This window comes from Agreia sp. Leaf244, assembly GCF_001422695.1.
Lineage (GTDB): Bacteria > Actinomycetota > Actinomycetes > Actinomycetales > Microbacteriaceae > Agreia.
Window position 1 is genome coordinate 202,453 of the sequence record NZ_LMLX01000005.1, and the last position, 16,333, is coordinate 218,785.

A 16,333-nucleotide genomic window follows, 5' to 3' on the forward strand; every position below is an offset into this window, starting at 1 on the left:
CGGCTTCCGACAAGAGAACGGAAAGCACCATGGCTGATCCCGCCCGCGCCAGAAAAATGGCGGAGCGAATCCAGGTCATCGTGGCGAAGACGCTCGAGCGGGGGTTGAAAGACCCCCGCCTGGGCTTCGTCACCATCACTGACGTGAAGGTGACGGGAGACCTGCAGCACGCATCGGTCTTCTACACGGTGTACGGCTCAGACGAGGAGCGCGCAGACAGTGCGGCCGCTCTGAAGTCGGCCACGGGCATGCTGCGGAGCGAGGTGGGCAAGAACATCACCGCCCGCCTCACCCCGAGTCTGGAGTTCATTCCGGATGGCATCCCCGAGAACGCCCAGCTGATCGACGGCCTGCTGGCCGAGGCGCAACAGCGTGATGCTGAAACGCTCCGGCTCGCCCGCGAGGCGAAATTCGCCGGCGACGCAGACCCGTATGTGAAGCCCCGACAGCTCGACGACGATGACGACGAGTTCGACGGCGACGACGAAGACGATGAGCCGGTGACGGCTCCCCGTCACTAGCTCAGCAGTTCACGGAACACGGCGGCGACTTCCTCGACTTCGAGGAAGTCGCCGCTTTTCTCTACCCGGTGCACCAGCTCGGTCAGCGTCTCGTTGAGCGGAGCCGACATTCCTGCGGCGTGCGCGGCGCGCACCACGGCGCCATTGAGGAAGTCGATCTCGGTCGGTTGCCCGCGGCGGATGCTCTGGAGAGTCGATCCGGGATTGGGCGCGTCGCCCATGCGCCTCGCCATCACGCGCCCAAGAGTACGCGCGATCGGGATCGGCGCAATCGAGAACGCGCGCAGCAGGGGCTGGCTGAGACCCTGAAGTGAAGCGAAGCGCACGTGCGACGCGAGTCCGATGCGCACCGCCTCCCGCATGCTCGCGGCCACGATCGCGCCGAGAACCGGATGCCGCAGGGTCACCTGGGCGGAGAGGCCCGTGATGGCGGGCATCGCGTTGACCTGGTTGACGATCAGCTTCGACCACTGCGCACCTCGGAAGTCGCGCACCAGCCGCGTCGGCATGGCAGAGCCGAGCACCGCCTCGACCTCGCGGGCGACGCCCTGTCTCGCCGGGTCGTCGACGCCGACGAACGTGGGACCGGGGGCCGTGACATCCACATGCCCGGCGCGGAGGTAGCTGGCCGCGTACAGGGCGATCGCGCCGACGACGGGAGAGCCGGGCAGCAGATCCTCGGCGATCCGCACGCCGTCGAGACCGTTCTGCACGATGACCACAGGCACTCCGGCGAGCCGGGAGGCGTTCGCCGAGATGGCGGCGGCCGCATCCTGCGCCTTCGTGCACACGAATGCCATCTCCGGTGCCTCGTCGAGCACGGCGGATGCGCGGGGGCGCGCTGTGTGATCGCCCCAGCCACCCGAGATCTGCAGGCCGGATGCCCGGATCACCTCGAGCTGGTCGCCCCGTGCGGTGATGGTGAGGTCGTGCCCGGCGCGGTCGAGGAGAGCCGCGATGGTGCCTCCGATCGCACCGGCCCCGATCACGGCGATTCGCATACGGCCAGCCTAGGCGCTGGGGTGCACCGGCCTAGCCCCACACATCAGTGACGAGGGTGTCCATCAGCTGTGGCGTCGAGACATTGGCCTGGTTCACGCGGATGAACACGCCGTCGCGCACGAGCACGGTCTGACCGACCTCGACGTTGTACTTGCTCTCCGTCTCGAACTTCTCACACGTCTCGGCGGAATCATCCTGGGTGCAGCTGAACCCCTCGGCCGGCAGCGACTGCAGGTAGGCGGCCGAAATGGCGGGATCGACCTCGCCGATCTCGACCGACAGGTTCGTGATGTCGGCCTGCGGTTCTCTCCACACGCATCGGAGCTGGGTCGCAGACAGCATCGCCTCGAGCAGAGTGGCACCGCTCGGTGCGGGGGTCGGCGAGATGGAGCCGGACGGCGTGTAGTACGGCCCATCCGGGCTTCCGACCACGGCAGGGTCGTTCAACGGCCAACTTCCGAACGTGGACGTGAAGGGCGTGGAGGCGATGAGCGAGGCGCAGTCGGTCGGGATCGCGTATGCGGCCGACTCGGGAACCGGGGGCGTGGTCTCGGGAACGGCGGGTTCGGCGCTCGACGTGGGGGTTGCTGCCGAGGGCGGGGGTGTCGTCGCCTGGCCGTTCGACGGTGCCCCCGCGCATCCGGTCAGCACCACCGCGAGAAGGGTGACCGAAACGCCAAGGAGAGTTCTCACTGTGTTACCGCTTTCGTCGATCGACCTGGTGGCCAGCATACGGCCGCTCACGACGGCAGGGCGAAGCCATCGGGTGTGCGAGCGAGAAGGCCGTCGCGGACGAGCCCGTCGATGGCCCGCTCGAGCTGCACGCCGTCGTGCCAGACCGCATCCACTGCGCCGACGGGTACGCCGTGGGCGCCGTCGCTCGCGCGAAGGAGCGCGAGGACCAGACCGCGCACCTGGCGGTCGGAGCCCTCGAATCTCTTCTGCACCCTCTTCTTCGGCCCACCCGTCTCGGGGAAACCTGCTTGAAGCCACGCGCAGGAGGAGCGTACGGGGCAGATGTCGCAGTCCGGTCGGCGCGCCGTGCACACCACGGCGCCGAGCTCCATGATGGCCGCGTTGAATCGACGGGCGTCGTGCTCGTCGTGGGGCAGCAGGCGCTCCATGGCCTCGAGATCGCGCCGCGCGCTCGGCGGGCCCGCATTGTCGCGTCCTTCGATCGAGCGGGCGATGACGCGGCGGGTATTCGTGTCGACGACCGGATGCCTGTCGCCGTACGCGAAGACGGCCACGGCTCTCGATGTGTAATCGCCGATGCCCGGAAGCGCCCGCAGTGCCGCGACGTCGGACGGAACCACGCCGCCGTGCGTCTCGGTGATCGCGACGGCGCAGGCGTGCAGCCACAGGGCGCGCCGCGGGTATCCGAGCGACTGCCAGGCGCGCACGGCCTCACCGGGGGAGTCGGCGGCGAGGGCCGCGGGTGTCGGCCAGCGCTCGAGCCACTCGGCCAGGCGCGGAACGACCCTTGTCACGGGTGTCTGCTGCAGCATGAATTCACTGACCAGGATGCCCCAGGCCCCGAAGTCGGGAGCGCGCCACGGAAGATCGCGGGCAGATGCGTCGAACCACTCGATAAGCGCTCGCGCATAATCACTCGTCGTGCACTCCGCCTCGGTTGTGGCGTCGGGACAGGCGTTCGGGGTCACCGTGACAGCCTAGTTCGGTAGAATCGCGGCGTGTCCACAGACTCCGCAGACTCCGCAGACTCCGCAGCGCTCCGCAGTTTCTTCGACGCCCAGGCCTCGGAGATCGCCCACAACTACGGGCGGGGCCGAGCCGTCGTCGCCGTCGACGGGGCTGTCGGTTCGACGGAGTTCGGTCGCGAACTGGTGGCCGCCCTGGTGCGGGCGGGGCACGCATCCGTGTTCGCGTCGATCGACGATTTCGTGACACCGCGAACCGATCTGGTCGGGGCCCGTCAGACCGCGTCCGAGTACTACGAGCAGCGTTACGACTACGCGACCTTCAGGCGGGTCCTCATCGACCCCTTCCGGCTGGGCGGCAGCACCGGCTTCGTCGTGGCAGCCTTCGACGAGGCGGCATCCCGCAGCATCGAGCCGGTCTGGCGAACGGCGCCGCCCGACGCGATCCTCGTCGTCGCCGGTCCGTTCCTCGCGCGGCGGGAGATGCGGGGCACGTTCAACTACACGATCTATCTCGAGACGCCGCAGCGATCGCGCGATGTCGTTCTCGACGAGGCGCTCGACCACTACGCCGGCGTGGCCGAGCCCCGCTTCACGGCCACGGCCATCGTCGACACCACGAACCCCGACCTCCCGCGTCGGGTCTTCGCCGACAGCTGCTGAGCGGTGGGCCCCGACGCTGCGTCTAGGCTTGTCGAGTGCCAGATCCGTTCACCCGCCCCCGAGCCGAGCCGTCTACCCGCAGCGGCATCCTGCTCGTCGACAAGCCGGGCGGCATGACGAGCCACGACGTGGTCTCCGCCACCCGCCGTCTGGCGGGCACCCGCAAGGTCGGGCACGCCGGCACCCTGGATCCGATGGCAACGGGACTTCTCGTGCTGGGCGTCAACAGCTCGACGCGTCTTCTGACGTTCGTCGTGGGCCTCGACAAGGAGTACCTGGCCACTATCCGGCTCGGCGAGGCGACGACGACCGACGACGCGGAGGGCGAGGTGATCTCGACCGCCGCGGACGGAATTGTGGCCGCGCTGGATGACGACGTGATCGACATGCAGATCGGCCGGCTCACGGGCGACATCGTGCAGGTTCCCAGTACGGTGAGCGCCATCAAGGTCGACGGCAAGCGCGCCTACGCTCTCGTTCGCGAGGGCGTCGACGTGCAATTGAAGGCGCGTCCCGTGACGGTCAGCGAATTCGAGGTGCTCTCGCGGACATCCGCGACGAGCGCGTCCGGCGCCCCTGTGGTCGACCTCGAGGTGCGCGTCGTCTGCTCCTCGGGAACCTACATCCGTGCCCTCGCGAGGGACCTCGGCACATCCCTCGACTCGGGCGGGCACCTGGTCGCGCTGCGCCGCACTCGCATCGGCCCGTTCTCCGTGGAGGCGGCGGCCCACCTCGATACCGTAGTCGTTGCCGACGCGCTGCACTCGCCGTCTCAGGCCGCGTCGGAGCTCTTTCCGACGCTGCGGCTGAGCGAGGAGCAGACGATCGACCTCGGGCACGGCAAGAGGCTTGCGTTGAGCGATGTTCCGGATGCGTCGGGCCCGGTCGCCGCGATCGCGCCCGACGGCAGATTGGTGGGCCTGGTGGCGGTGTCGCACGGCACCGCGAAGATCCTCGCCAATTTTCCCTCGGACGAGCCCCAGACCAAGCCGGTCGACGCATGATCGAGTGGTTCACCACGGTGCAGGTCGCCGTCGCCGTCCTCGCCGGTGTGCTGTGTCTTGTGCTGGGCTTCGCCAAACGCGCGCCCAACGACATCACCCTCGGGGCGACGGCCCTCGTCGAACTCCTGCTCGTGGTGCAGCTCGTGGTGGCGATCGTGGCTCCGGCCGTGGGCAACCCGCCGAGCGGGGATCTGCTCGAGTTCTACACCTATCTGGTCTCGGCGCTGCTGCTGCCGATCGCCGGCGGCTTCTGGGCGCTCGTCGAGCGCAGCCGGTGGAGCACGGTGGTGCTGGGCGTCGTCTGCCTCGCCATCGCCGTGATGGTCTACCGCATGAACGTCATCTGGTTCGTGCAGCTCGCGTGATCGGCGTATTGGGCCCATCGGACGCATCAGACGCGTCGGGCAGGGCCGCGGCACCGGTAAACTGAATCGGCCATGGCACAGGACAAGACAATCGCACAACGCACAGGCCGCTCCTCGGGAGTCGGACGAGTGCTCATCGTGGTCTACGGCATCCTCGCCCTCGGAGCAACGGGCAGATCGTTCGTGCAGATCGCCGGCCTCGTCCGCGACTCCGAGCCTGTGTCGCTCGCCTATTGGCTCTCGGCTCTCGCGAGCGTCGTCTACATCGTGGCGACGGTCGCCCTCATCGCGCCGGGCCGCGCGTGGTATCGGGTCGCATGGACGACGATCACCTTCGAGCTCGTCGGCGTGCTGGTGGTGGGAACGCTGAGCCTCACCCACCCCGAGTACTTCGCCCGGCCGTCGGTGTGGTCCTGGTTCGGCAACGGCTACCTCTTCATTCCCCTGCTGCTGCCGGTGCTCGGCATGCTCTGGCTGAGGGCGCACCGGCCGTCCCGTGAGCCGGAGGGCACCGCGTCGTGAAGATCTTCACCGACCTCGAGTCCGTGTCGATAGACCGGGAGCGCTCAGCCGTCACGATAGGCAAGTTCGACGGGGTGCACGCCGGCCATCGGGCCGTCATCCGGCAGCTCCTCGACGTGGCGGCACGCAACGACCTCAGCAGTGTCGTCGTGACCTTCGACCGCCACCCGCTCGAGCTGCTGGCGCCGGGCAGTTGCCCCGCGACTCTCGTGGGCACGGAGCGCAAGCTCGAACTGCTGTCGTCGACGGGAGTCGAAGCGGCACTGGTCGTGGCGTTCGACAGGCCGTTCGCCGACCAGACACCCGAGGAGTTCGTCTCCCGCATCCTCGTCGACGCCCTGCACGCCAAGGTCGTGCTCGTGGGCAGGGACTTCCGCTTCGGCGTGCGCGGCACGGGCGACGTCGACGCCCTCCGACGCCTCGGCGAGGCCAACGACTTCACCGTCGAACTGATCGAGGACGTGCGGCTGGAGGACGACCGCCGCGTGTCGTCCACCTGGATCAGGGAGCTGCTGCGCGACGGCGATGTCGAGGGTGCCGCCGGCCTGCTCGAGCACACTCCCACGGTGCGGGGGGTCGTTGTGCACGGTGCCGCCCGTGGGCGCGAACTGGGATTCCCCACGGCCAACCTGTCGCCCGAGTCGCAGGGGCTGATCCCGGCCGACGGCGTCTACGCCGGATGGCTGACCGACCAGGGTGTGCGCTACAGGGCGGCGATCTCGGTGGGAAACAACCCCACCTTCACCGGCGTTCCGCAGAAGCAGGTCGAGGCCTTCGTCCTCGACCAGGACATCGACCTCTACGACCACGTCGTCGACGTCGAGTTCACCCATCGCATCCGGGGCATGGTCAAGTACACCGGCGTCGGGCCGCTCATCGCGCAGATGAACGACGACGTGCAGCAGGTCAGGCGCCTTCTGGCCTGACCTGTCGACAGGTCGAGGCCGTTGCAGTGGGGCGGGGTGCGGTCAGACCGAGCGGTACACGAGGGCCGCGGCGCCGATCAGTGGACCGTCGGTGTCGAGGCCGGTGGGAAGCACCTCGACGCGGCGTGCGTAGTCGAAGCGCGAGTAGCGGTCGATGGCCGTGCGGATGATGTCGAACAGGTCGGGGGAGACGCGCGCGAAACCGCCGCCGATCACCACGACCTCGAGGTCGAGCAGGGTCGAGACGGATGCGATCGCCCGCCCGATGGCCGTTCCGCTGCGGGTCACGGCCGCCACGGCGATGCGATCCTTCGCCGCGTAGGCGCGGGCGAGGTCCTCACCGGTCTCGCCCTCGAATCCACGGGCCTGCGCCCACGCGACCGTGTGCGGACCGGCGGCGATCTCCTCGAGCGTGCACGGGGCATCCACGTCGGTGAAACCGGGAACCTCGAGCTGCCCGATGTGGCCCGCGTTGCCGGAGAACCCGGCGACGACGGAGCCGCCGGAGATGACGCCGCCGCCGACACCGGTCGACACGATCATGCCCATCATGTTGTCGCGGCCACGGCCGGCGCCCACCCAGTTCTCGGCCAGGGTGATGCAGAGGCCGTCGAGGCGGAGCACGGCCGGGGCCGAGTGCCCGAACTCGCGGGCGACCGCGGCGACGGTGTCGCGCAGCGGAAAGTCGCGCCACACCTGGAGGTTGACGGGGGAGACGAGCCCCTTCTCGCGATCGATAGGCCCTGCGGCGCCGATTCCGATGCCGCGGATGGTGAGCCCTTCATCCAGGGCCTGGAGCGAGGACCTGCACACGGAGGAGACGGCCTCTGCGAGTTCATCGGCGGAACGGTCGCGGCCCGTCGGATGCCTGAAGCGGCTGCCCTCGAGAAGAGTTCCGTTCTCGTCGACCAGCGCCGACTCGACCTTGGTCCCGCCGAAGTCGACGGCGAGCACGACGCCCGTGGAACGCTCCGTCGGCTCGGAGATCGACGCGGTCGGATTCAGGCTCTCTGCTGGCACCGAACCAGCCTAGGGCACCTCGCCCGCCATGCGGTGAAAGCCCGACACGGGTGCTGTCGGAAGGGCCGGATATCGTGAGGGCATGGTGTTCGACGCGTCCGCAGCCGCCCCCAGGCCCCGCCGTGTCGTCGATCAGTCGGTCGTGCTCCCGTTCGCTCCGTCGATCGTCTGGCACTGCTTCGTCGACCCCGTGCTCGCCGACGGCTGGCTCGCGCATCTCCTGATCGACGAGCGCGTGGGCGGCGGGTATTCCGTCGTGTGGCCGACGGACGAACCGCACGAGGCCGACTGGTTCGGAACGATCGAGGAGATCGTTCCCGACGGTCGACTGCTCGTGAGCTTCGCACCCCACACGCTCCTCGAGTTCACGGTCACTGCGCACGACGGTGCTCCCGACGCGGCGGGCGACTCCTCGAGCGTGGTGCAAGTGAGGCACGAGTCCTTTCTCACCGCAGACGAGCAGCGCACGGTGCGCGCATTCTGGCGGGCCAGGCTCGTCGATCTGGGGCAGCTGCTGCGGGGCAGACCCGTCGAGTGGAACAGGAGCCCCGGCGGCTGAGTGTCATTGGCTGAGTGTCAATGCCTCGCCTGTGCGCGCCGGCGGGTCGTACCGTGAGCACATGGATTCCTCTGCTCTGCCCCTCGTCCTCGTCACCGGCGCGACGGGGTACGTCGGGGGCAGGCTCGTGCCCCGCCTCATCGACGCCGGATTCCGCGTGCGCGTCCTGGTGCGCGACCCCCTCAAGCTCACCGACGTTCCCTGGGCCTCAGACGTCGAGATCGCCACGGGCGATCTCGACGATGCGTCGACCCTGCCGGCGGCCACCGAAGGCGTCGAGGTTCTCTACTACCTCGTGCACTCCATGGGCAGGCCCGGACACTTCCGGGAGCAGGAGGAACGGGCAGCCCTGAACACCGCCCGCGCGGCGAAGGCCTCCGGTGTGAAGCGCATCGTCTATCTCGGCGGTCTGCACCCCGTGGAGGGCCGCCTGTCGGAGCATCTGGAGAGCCGCAAGCGCGTCGGCGAGATCCTGCTCGCCTCGGGCGTGCCCACGATCGCGCTGCAGGCCGGGGTCATCATCGGCTCCGGGTCGACGTCGTTCGAGATGGTGCGCCATCTGACCGACGTGCTTCCCTACATGCCGGCCCCGCGCTGGGTGCGCAACCGTATCCAGCCCATCGCCGTGCGCGACGTGCTCTACTACCTCGTCCACGCTGCCTCCGTGCCATCCGAGGTCAACAGGGCGTTCGACATCGGCGGGCCGGATGTGCTGCGGTACGGCCAGATGATGAACGGATACGCCCTCGAGGCGGGCCTGAAGCAACGGCCGATCGCCGCGCTGCCGGTGATGACCCCGTGGCTCGCGTCGCAGTGGGTCAACCTCGTCACGCCGATTCCTCGTGCTCTCGCCGTGCCCATCATCGCCTCGCTGCAGTTCGACTGCGTGGCGCACGACGAAGACATCCGGCAGCTGATCCCCGATCCCGAGGGGGGACTCACCTCGTACCGCCGTGCCGTTCGTCTCGCGCTGGGCAAGATGAAGGCGGGCGAGGTCGAGACGAGCTGGCAGAACGCCGTCGTGCGGGGCGCGGCGAGCGACCCGCTGCCCTCGGACCCGGAGTGGGCCGGCCACACCGTCTATCTCGATGTCAAGCAGCGGAGGAGCGGCGCAAGCGCATCCGAGCTCTGGAAGGTCATCGAGGGCATCGGGGGCGACAACGGGTGGTATTCGTTCCCCCTCGCGTGGGCCGCCCGGGGCTGGATGGACAAGCTGGTCGGCGGCGTCGGTCTGCGCCGCGGACGTCGCAGTGCCACGGAGCTGCACAGCGGAGACGCGCTCGATTTCTGGAGGGTGGAGGCGATCGAGCGGGGGTCGCTCTTGCGGCTTCGAGCGGAGATGAAGGTTCCCGGTCTCGCCTGGCTCGAGATGCGCGCCACCGCCGCGGACGACGGGCGTGGGTCCGTCTATGACCAGCGCGCCGTGTTCTTTCCCCGCGGTCTGGGAGGTCGTCTGTACTGGTTCGCCATCCTCCCGTTCCACGGCGTGATCTTCAACGGCATGGCGAATCGCATCACGGCGACGGCGGAGAAGGCGACCCGTGATCGGGGCGCTGAAGTGTCGTCTCCGCCGGAGGTGGTTCCCACCCCCTGAAAGGGGTGCCGCGTATCATGTCTGAAGAGCACTTACGGAGGCACGATGACTGACAAGCCTGTGACCGCATTCGTCGGAGACAGCATTACCGCAGCAGGAGCCTGGCAGGAGTGGTTCGCCGATGTCGATGCCCGCAACTTCGGAGTCGACGGTGAGACGACCGACGGGCTTCTCGAGAGACTCGATGCAGTGATCGAGAGCGACCCGCAGACGGTCGTGCTCCTTATCGGCACGAACGACCTGGCGGAGCGTCGCGGCATCGAGCGCATCGTCCGCAACATCGAGAGCGCCCTCGTGCGCCTGCACCAGGAGCTGCCGGACGCACGCATCCTGCTGCAGTCCGTCCTTCCCCGTGGGCGCGAGTACGCAGAGAACATCAGAGAGATCAACCGTCACATCTGGCAGTTCGCTGCAACCCAGAGGGTGCACTATCTCGATCTGTGGCCGGCGATGGCCGATGCCGACGGCGAATTGAAGGCCGACTACACCGATGACCGGCTGCATCTCAACGAGGCCGGATACGACGTCTGGCTGTCGGAGCTCCGCCCCGCGTTCGAGAGGGTGAACGACCTCCCTCCCATGTCTCGTCCGATCAGGCTGCCCGACCTCTCCGCGAAGTGACGCGCGCCCGAATACCGGAGCAGATGCAATGACCGTGGATCGTCGCACCTTTCTGCTGGGCGCGGCGACGGGAGCCGCCGTGCTCGCCCTGACGGCCTGCGTCGGTCCGCCCAAGCCCATCCCCACGACGGCAGCGGGCACGCCGACGCCCACGCCGGGCGCCGTTCCCCGTCCGAACGGATTCATCCGCTCCAACTGGGCGGCAGACCCGTTCTCGCTCGGCAGCACAAGCTACCTGCCCACGGGGTCGGCTCCCGACGCCCGCGAGGTGCTCGGTGAAAGCGTGTCCGACAGGATCTTCTTCGCCGGCGAGGCCACCAGCACGGAGTTCCCCGGCACCCTGAACGGTGCCCAGAGTTCCGGCGCGCGGGCCGCCGCCGACGTGCTCCAGGCGGCATCCGACGGCGAGCGCATCGGCATCATCGGCGCTGGCCTCGCGGGCGCTGCGGCCGCCAAGGCTCTCGTCGCTGCGGGCTACGAGGTTCTGGTGTTCGAGGGCCGCGACCGGGTGGGCGGCAGGGTGGATGCGCATGGGCCCGGAGACTGGCCGGTGGTCGTCGACCTCGGCCCGTCATTCGTGCGTGGCGTCGACTCCTCCACCCTCACCGACTCGCTCGCCGAGCTCGACGTGGTGACCGTTGCCGTCGACGCGACGTCGCGCGTGCAGCTGACCGTGGCATCCGATGCCGTGCCCGACAATGCCGTGGGACCGGATGCGCTGGCCGCTGCCGTGACCTGGGGCGCGATGCAGAGCAGAGACCCGAGCCTCACCGCATCGCTCGCCGGCTCGGGCGGTGCGTCGGTCGACGGCACCGCCGATGAGATCGGCGTCAGCCCCGCGTCCCGCGTGGCGGAGTACGTCGACCGCACGGTCGTCACCGTGCTCGGCGCAGACGCGGCACAGCTGTCGACCTGGTACGGGCTCGACGATGTGGCGCAGGGTGAGGGCGGCGACGCCTTCGTCGTGGGCTCGGCGCTCCCTCTTGTGACAGAGCTGCTCGACGGAGCAGACGTGGCCCTGTCGACGCCGGTTCGCGAGGTGTCGGTCGACGACGACGCGGTTCGCCTGAAGATGGCCACCGGCGAATCGCTCCGCGTCGACCGGGTGATCGTCACGGTGCCGCTCGGCGTGCTGCAGTCGGACTCCATCACCTTCGACCCCCCGCTTCCGTTCGCTCACAGATCCGCGATCGCGTCCCTCGGATCGGGAGCCGTCGAGAAGGTCTGGCTGCGCTACGACACCCCGTTCTGGACCGAGGAGGCCGCCTTCTGGAGCCTCGTGGTCGACTCGCCCCCGTTCAGTGCCGACGAGGCGTCCTCTCCCGCCGCCACGCCGACGCCGTCGCCGGATGCCGCGGATTCGATCCTGATCCGGCAGTGGATCAACCTCATGCCCCTGACGGGCGACGCCGTGCTGATCGGTCTCATCGGGGGCAGTGACGCGGTCGCCCTGTCGGAGTTGGGCGACGACGACGTTCGAGAGATCGCCCTGGCGAGCCTTCAGCCCTTCCTTCCCGCGCCCTGACGGCCTCTCCTCGAGAGTGCGATCAGACCGGCGGCAAGTCCCATGATGACGAGCAGGATGGCGCCGGAGTAGGCGGAGAATTCCAGGGGGCCCGACACCTGGCCCGGGTCGAGGAAGAAGTAGGGGTACCAGCCCACGATGGCGCCACGGACCATGGTGAAGCCTCCCCACACGAGCGGGTAGATGAGCACGAGCCAGATCTTCTTCCAGGCGATAGGAGTCCGCCCCGGGGCGAAGATCCAGTCGATGATGACGTACGACGGAATCCAGAAGTGCAGAAGCTGGCTCGACCACGGAACGACGATCCGGTAGTTGTAGTCGCCGGCCTGGCTCACGATGAGTCCGAAGACGATGCCGGAGATGATCGTGAAGGTGGCCGTCAGCATCCGGGCCGTCATGAGCCAGCCCGGGTCGACGGGTCTCCTGAACGAAAGCCACGCCCCGAGGCACATCACCACGACTCCGGCGGCGTTGCTCTGGTTGGTGAAGTAGGCGAAGTAGTTGGCTTTGGAGAAACTGCTGAACCCGAGGATGTACTGGTAGTCGCCGACGAGCGCGACTATGCCCACGATCGCCACGACGACGCGCGCCACCCCGAAGGCGGTGCGCGCTCTGCTCTGGCCGGAGGACGGCCCGGTACGACGCCGCACGCCGACTAGAGTCGCTCGATCAGGGTTCTGTAGAACCGGATTCCGGACAGGAAAGTCGCCACGTGCATCCGTTCGTCGATGGCGTGCAGGGTGGCACGCTCGTCGGAGGACATCTCGAAGGGCGTGAATCTGTAGACGAACGGGCTGATCGTGGTGAAGTGTCTGGCGTCGCTCGCCCCGAGCATGACGTAAGGCGACACGATCGCGCGGGGATAGACCGCCGAGATGGACTCGGAGATGAGCTGCCAGGCCTCACCCGAGGAGGGGGAGACGGGGGACGGTTCGCTCGGCGTGCTCGCGGCGACCACGACGAGAGGGTCGTGTATCGCTCGCCGGAAGTGGCTGAGCGTCTCGTCGACCGTGGAGTCGATGGCGATGCGGGTGTTCACCACGGCGACGGCCCTCTCGGCCAGCGCGTTGGCGGAGTCGCTCGCCCGCAGCTGCGTCACGGCTGCGGTGGTTCGCACCATGGCGTTCGTCTCGTCGCTGAGCCGGGCGAAGAGGGCGAGCAGAGGTCGCCTGAACGTGTCGACACGGGTGAAGACGAACCGCAGCAGCGGCGTCGAGTGCGCCCCGATCGTGCGGATCATCTCGATGTTGGGAGCGGTGAACGAGGCGGGGAAACGCCGGGCGTTCAGGCGCACGAGTGCCCGGGCCAGCCGGGTGGTCGCCGTCATGCGCGGGGGAGTCGAGGCGTGACCGCCGGACTGCTCGACCGTCAGCGAGATGTTCGCCATGCCCTTCTCGCTCACCCCCACGACCGCGCTCGGGCGACGCACACCCGGGAACACGTTCTCGATGACGGCACCGCCCTCGTCGAGAACGAGACGGGGGCTGACCCCTCTGCTCGAGAGCTCGGCCACGAGGCTCGCCGCTCCGGAGCCCGCCGTCTCCTCGTTGTGCCCGAAGCTCAGATAGACGTCGTGTTCGGGAACGAAGCCCGCGCGAAGGAGCTGCTCGACCGCCTCGAGGATGGCGGCAACCGCTCCCTTGTCGTCGAGGGTGCCTCGCCCCCACACGATCGCATCGGCACCAGCGCCGGTCACGACCGCGTCGAACGGCGGATGCGTCCAGGCCGCAGGATCGTCGGCCGCGACCACGTCGTAGTGCGCCATCAGCACGGCCTCCCGCTCGGGCCGCCTGCCGGCCCACCGCATGAGGAGCGCGTGGCCATCGACGACATCGACGACGAGTTCGCGATGCACGAGCGGATACAGCTCCTCGAGCGCGCCGATGAACTCGTCGAACCGCGCCCAGTCGATGCGCGACTCGTCGAGCCGCGACACGGTCGGGATTCTCAGGAGGGTACGCAGGTGCTCGAGCGCAGTAGCGTCGTCGTGCCGCTCGGTCGCCTCGTCTTCCACACGACGACTTTACGCGGTGGGCCGGGGCCTCGCTCCGATACTCGCCACGGCGAGGGCGGCGGCGTCGAGGCCGGACGACAACGCCCGCGAGAGAACATCCGGTTCTCGGGACGATTCCCGCAGGAGGACGGCGAGAAAGGATGCGCAGAATGCGTCGCCCGCGCCGGTGGTGTCGAGCGCGGAGATGGCCTTGCTCGGAGCAGTCAGCCGGATGCCCTCCTGCGTGCCGAGCGCCACCCCGTCGCGGCCCAGGGTCAGGGCCACGAGCGGAAAACGGGCGACGAGCGCGTCGAGCACCTCGGCCGGATCGTTCTCTCCGGTGAGCGCGCGACCCTCGTCGAGGTTCGGAACGATGATGTCGCTGCCGTCGATCGCCTCGAGGAATCTCTCGCCGCCGAAGTCGCCGATGAACCCCGCCGATCCCGGGTCGACGCTGACCGTCACACCCGCATCGTGGGCGCGTCGGATGAGGTCGGGGAAGTCCTCCACCCGCGGATGCCGGAACACCGAGTAGCCGGTGAAATGCAGGTGACCGGCCCTCGAGAGGCGGTCGGCGCCGATGTCGCGGGGAGTGAGCGCGGCGTTCGCGCCACGCTGGGTGAGCATCGTGCGCGCCCCGTCGGCCGAGACGATCACCACGATGGCCCCGGTGGGGAGATCGGGCTCGCCCAGCAGATGAGGGCTGACCCGTGCCTCGACCAGGAGGGCGCGGTGCCTGTCGAGATCGGTGACGTGCACGCGGCCGATGAAGTCGACATGGCACCCGGCCCACGCCAGCCACGCCGCCGAGTTGGCAGCGGAGCCTCCGGCCGTTCGAACGATGCTCGCGGGGGTGTCGGTGTCGGGCCGGATGTCGCCGGTCGGCGTCACGATGATGTCGTCGATGACGTCGCCGAAGACGATCACCCGCGGAGATCCCGCAGCGGCATGCGCGGAACCGAGCTCAGCCACGGACGGGCGCACCCTCGCTCCACGCCGTGGCGATCTCCGCGGCGAGGCGCACGTTGTTGCGCGCGATGTCGAGGTTCACTTCGAGGCTTCGTCCGCCCGAGGCGTCGACGATGTAGCCGAGCAGAAAGGGCGTGACCGCCTTGCCGTGAACGCCCGCGGCCTCCGCGGCCTCGAATGCCTGGGCGAGAACGCGGTCGTGCTCCTCCGGGTCCCACTGCTGCTCGAGGGGGATCGGATTCGCGACGACGATGCCCTGACCGTGACCCAGAGCATCCTGGTTGCGCATGACCGCCGCGATCTCGGCCGCCGAATCGACCGACCAGTCGATCGTGTGGCCCGATTCGCGGAGCCAGAAGCTCGGGAAGTTCGTGGTGCGGTACCCGATGACGGGCACCGAGAGGGTCTCGAGCCGTTCGAGCGTGGCGGGGATGTCGAGAACGCTTTTGACGCCGGCCGACACCACGGCGACGGGCGAGATCGCGAGGGCGGAGAGGTCGGCCGACTCATCGAAGGTCTGGTCGGCCCCGCGGTGCACTCCGCCCAGGCCGCCCGTGGCGAAGACTCGCACGCCCGCCTTCGCCGCGAGGTAGGCCGTTGCGGCGACCGTCGTCGCTCCGCTGATGCCCTTGGCAGCCAGAATCGGCAGGTCGCGCACGCTGGCCTTCGCCATGTCCTCCGACGCGATGCGCTGCACGCCGTCGGCCTCGAGGCCGATGCGGGGGATGCCGTCGAGGACGGCGACCGTGGCCGGGGTGACACCCCGGGAGAGCAGGATCTGCTCGAACTCGCGCGCTGCCTCGAGATTGCGGGGTCGCGGGAGGCCGTGCGAGATGATCGTGGACTCGAGCGCGACCACGGGGCGCCCGTCGGCCAGTGCCTCGGCGACGGCAGGAGAGACGAGGAACGGCGAGGTCATGCCCAGGGTCAGCCGAGTCGGCCGCGCAGCGCGGCGACGGGGTCGGCGGCCTGCAGGACTCCCGGGCCGAACCGCAGAACGGTGACCGTGTGGGAGACCGGGCCGGCACCGGCGGACAGACGCGTCGCGATGGTGGCGCGCTCCCAGGTGAGGATCGCCTCCTGGGCGAGCTGCACGGTCAGGGCCAGGGGCTGCGTGTTTCCGACGCGCTGGGCCGGCAGGGTGTAGCCGCCGAGGGCCGCGAGTGCGTCGTAGATGTCGGACACCTCCCTCTGGGGCAGCGGCGCGGATGCCTGCGGCTGGAACACGGCGACGAACAAGCGGGCGGCGAGTTCGACGGGGTCTGCGTTCCAGACGCCTTCCGGGCCGGAGAACAGTGCGGGGGACGGGGCGCCGAAGGGCACAGGAGAGGTCATAAGGAAAACCTAGCGTCGTGGCCCGCCGTGGACAATCGTCGTGACCGTGAATG

19 protein-coding genes are annotated in these 16,333 nt (G+C 68.9%); 10 read left to right on the top strand and 9 right to left on the bottom strand.

Annotation, left to right across the window (positions count from 1 at the left end):
* The first annotated feature begins 29 nt into the window (after nucleotides 1-29).
* Complete coding sequence (gene rbfA, locus ASF06_RS15235; RefSeq protein ID WP_055948993.1) at nucleotides 30-521, top strand: 30S ribosome-binding factor RbfA; 492 nt, start codon at nucleotides 30-32, stop codon at nucleotides 519-521.
* On the opposite strand, the gene ASF06_RS15240 is transcribed toward rbfA, so the two are convergent.
* From ASF06_RS15240 to ASF06_RS15250, 3 genes are read right to left on the bottom strand one after another with little or no spacing between them, the layout of a single operon-like run.
* Nucleotides 518-1,522, bottom strand: coding sequence for a ketopantoate reductase family protein (locus ASF06_RS15240; protein WP_055948996.1), 1,005 nt, complete (start codon nucleotides 1,520-1,522; stop codon nucleotides 518-520). The genes rbfA and ASF06_RS15240 overlap by 4 nt on opposite strands.
* Before the next feature lie 31 nt (nucleotides 1,523-1,553).
* A complete protein-coding gene (locus tag ASF06_RS15245; RefSeq protein ID WP_055949000.1) occupies nucleotides 1,554-2,216 on the bottom strand; it encodes a hypothetical protein in 663 nt (220 codons plus the stop codon).
* 47 nt (nucleotides 2,217-2,263) lie between these two features.
* The gene (locus tag ASF06_RS15250) at nucleotides 2,264-3,187 is read right to left on the bottom strand and encodes an A/G-specific adenine glycosylase (RefSeq protein WP_082500993.1); all 924 of its coding nucleotides are present in this window, start codon (nucleotides 3,185-3,187) and stop codon (nucleotides 2,264-2,266) included.
* A gap of 30 nt (nucleotides 3,188-3,217) precedes the next feature.
* Between ASF06_RS15250 and ASF06_RS15255 the strand changes: the two genes are divergently transcribed.
* From ASF06_RS15255 to ASF06_RS15275, 5 genes are all read left to right on the top strand, one after another.
* Nucleotides 3,218-3,847, top strand: coding sequence for a hypothetical protein (locus tag ASF06_RS15255; protein WP_055949003.1), 630 nt, complete (start codon nucleotides 3,218-3,220; stop codon nucleotides 3,845-3,847).
* Nucleotides 3,848-3,882: 35 nt separating this feature from the next.
* Entirely contained in the window at nucleotides 3,883-4,851 is a 969-nt protein-coding gene (gene truB, locus ASF06_RS15260; protein ID WP_082500994.1) for a tRNA pseudouridine(55) synthase TruB, read from the top strand.
* Entirely contained in the window at nucleotides 4,848-5,216 is a 369-nt protein-coding gene (locus ASF06_RS15265; RefSeq protein ID WP_055929291.1) for a hypothetical protein, read from the top strand. The genes truB and ASF06_RS15265 overlap by 4 nt, the downstream gene beginning before the upstream one ends.
* A 72-nt stretch (nucleotides 5,217-5,288) precedes the next feature.
* Nucleotides 5,289-5,738, top strand: a complete 450-nt coding sequence (locus tag ASF06_RS15270) for a hypothetical protein (RefSeq protein ID WP_055949007.1) — start codon at nucleotides 5,289-5,291, stop codon at nucleotides 5,736-5,738.
* Nucleotides 5,735-6,664, top strand: coding sequence for a bifunctional riboflavin kinase/FAD synthetase (locus tag ASF06_RS15275; RefSeq protein WP_055929285.1), 930 nt, complete (start codon nucleotides 5,735-5,737; stop codon nucleotides 6,662-6,664). The genes ASF06_RS15270 and ASF06_RS15275 overlap by 4 nt, the downstream gene beginning before the upstream one ends.
* Nucleotides 6,665-6,706: 42 nt before the next feature.
* On the opposite strand, the gene ASF06_RS15280 is transcribed toward ASF06_RS15275, so the two are convergent.
* Entirely contained in the window at nucleotides 6,707-7,684 is a 978-nt protein-coding gene (locus tag ASF06_RS15280; protein ID WP_235501037.1) for an ROK family protein, read from the bottom strand.
* A gap of 82 nt (nucleotides 7,685-7,766) precedes the next feature.
* On the opposite strand from ASF06_RS15280, the gene ASF06_RS15285 reads away from it, so the two are divergent.
* The 4 genes from ASF06_RS15285 (at nucleotide 7,767) to ASF06_RS15300 (ending at nucleotide 11,983) form a co-directional block, all read left to right on the top strand.
* Complete coding sequence (locus tag ASF06_RS15285) at nucleotides 7,767-8,243, top strand: SRPBCC family protein (protein WP_055949009.1); 477 nt, start codon at nucleotides 7,767-7,769, stop codon at nucleotides 8,241-8,243.
* Between the two features lie 61 nt (nucleotides 8,244-8,304).
* Nucleotides 8,305-9,837: an SDR family oxidoreductase gene (locus tag ASF06_RS15290; protein ID WP_055949012.1), complete on the top strand. Its 1,533-nt coding sequence runs from the start codon at nucleotides 8,305-8,307 to the stop codon at nucleotides 9,835-9,837.
* Between the two features lie 45 nt (nucleotides 9,838-9,882).
* A complete protein-coding gene (locus ASF06_RS15295) occupies nucleotides 9,883-10,458 on the top strand; it encodes a GDSL-type esterase/lipase family protein (protein ID WP_055949015.1) in 576 nt (191 codons plus the stop codon).
* Between the two features lie 28 nt (nucleotides 10,459-10,486).
* On the top strand, nucleotides 10,487-11,983 hold the full coding sequence (locus ASF06_RS15300) for a flavin monoamine oxidase family protein (RefSeq protein WP_055949020.1): 1,497 nt from the start codon (nucleotides 10,487-10,489) through the stop codon (nucleotides 11,981-11,983).
* Here the strand turns inward: ASF06_RS15300 and ASF06_RS15305 are convergent.
* From ASF06_RS15305 to ASF06_RS15325, 5 genes are read right to left on the bottom strand one after another with little or no spacing between them, the layout of a single operon-like run.
* Nucleotides 11,959-12,633, bottom strand: a complete 675-nt coding sequence (locus tag ASF06_RS15305; protein WP_055949023.1) for a Pr6Pr family membrane protein — start codon at nucleotides 12,631-12,633, stop codon at nucleotides 11,959-11,961. The two genes, ASF06_RS15300 and ASF06_RS15305, sit on opposite strands and share 25 nt — an antisense overlap.
* Before the next feature lie 5 nt (nucleotides 12,634-12,638).
* Nucleotides 12,639-13,997 carry a M20/M25/M40 family metallo-hydrolase gene (locus tag ASF06_RS15310; RefSeq protein ID WP_055949026.1) on the bottom strand — a complete coding sequence of 453 codons (1,359 nt, stop codon included), beginning with the start codon at nucleotides 13,995-13,997 and terminating at the stop codon, nucleotides 12,639-12,641.
* A 9-nt stretch (nucleotides 13,998-14,006) separates the two neighbouring features.
* Nucleotides 14,007-14,948, bottom strand: a complete 942-nt coding sequence (locus tag ASF06_RS15315) for a carbohydrate kinase family protein (protein WP_162237717.1) — start codon at nucleotides 14,946-14,948, stop codon at nucleotides 14,007-14,009.
* Nucleotides 14,941-15,864: a pseudouridine-5'-phosphate glycosidase gene (locus tag ASF06_RS15320; RefSeq protein ID WP_055949032.1), complete on the bottom strand. Its 924-nt coding sequence runs from the start codon at nucleotides 15,862-15,864 to the stop codon at nucleotides 14,941-14,943. The genes ASF06_RS15315 and ASF06_RS15320 overlap by 8 nt, the downstream gene beginning before the upstream one ends.
* 8 nt (nucleotides 15,865-15,872) lie before the next feature.
* Nucleotides 15,873-16,280: a hypothetical protein gene (locus tag ASF06_RS15325; protein WP_055929259.1), complete on the bottom strand. Its 408-nt coding sequence runs from the start codon at nucleotides 16,278-16,280 to the stop codon at nucleotides 15,873-15,875.
* Nucleotides 16,281-16,333: the final 53 nt, after the last annotated feature.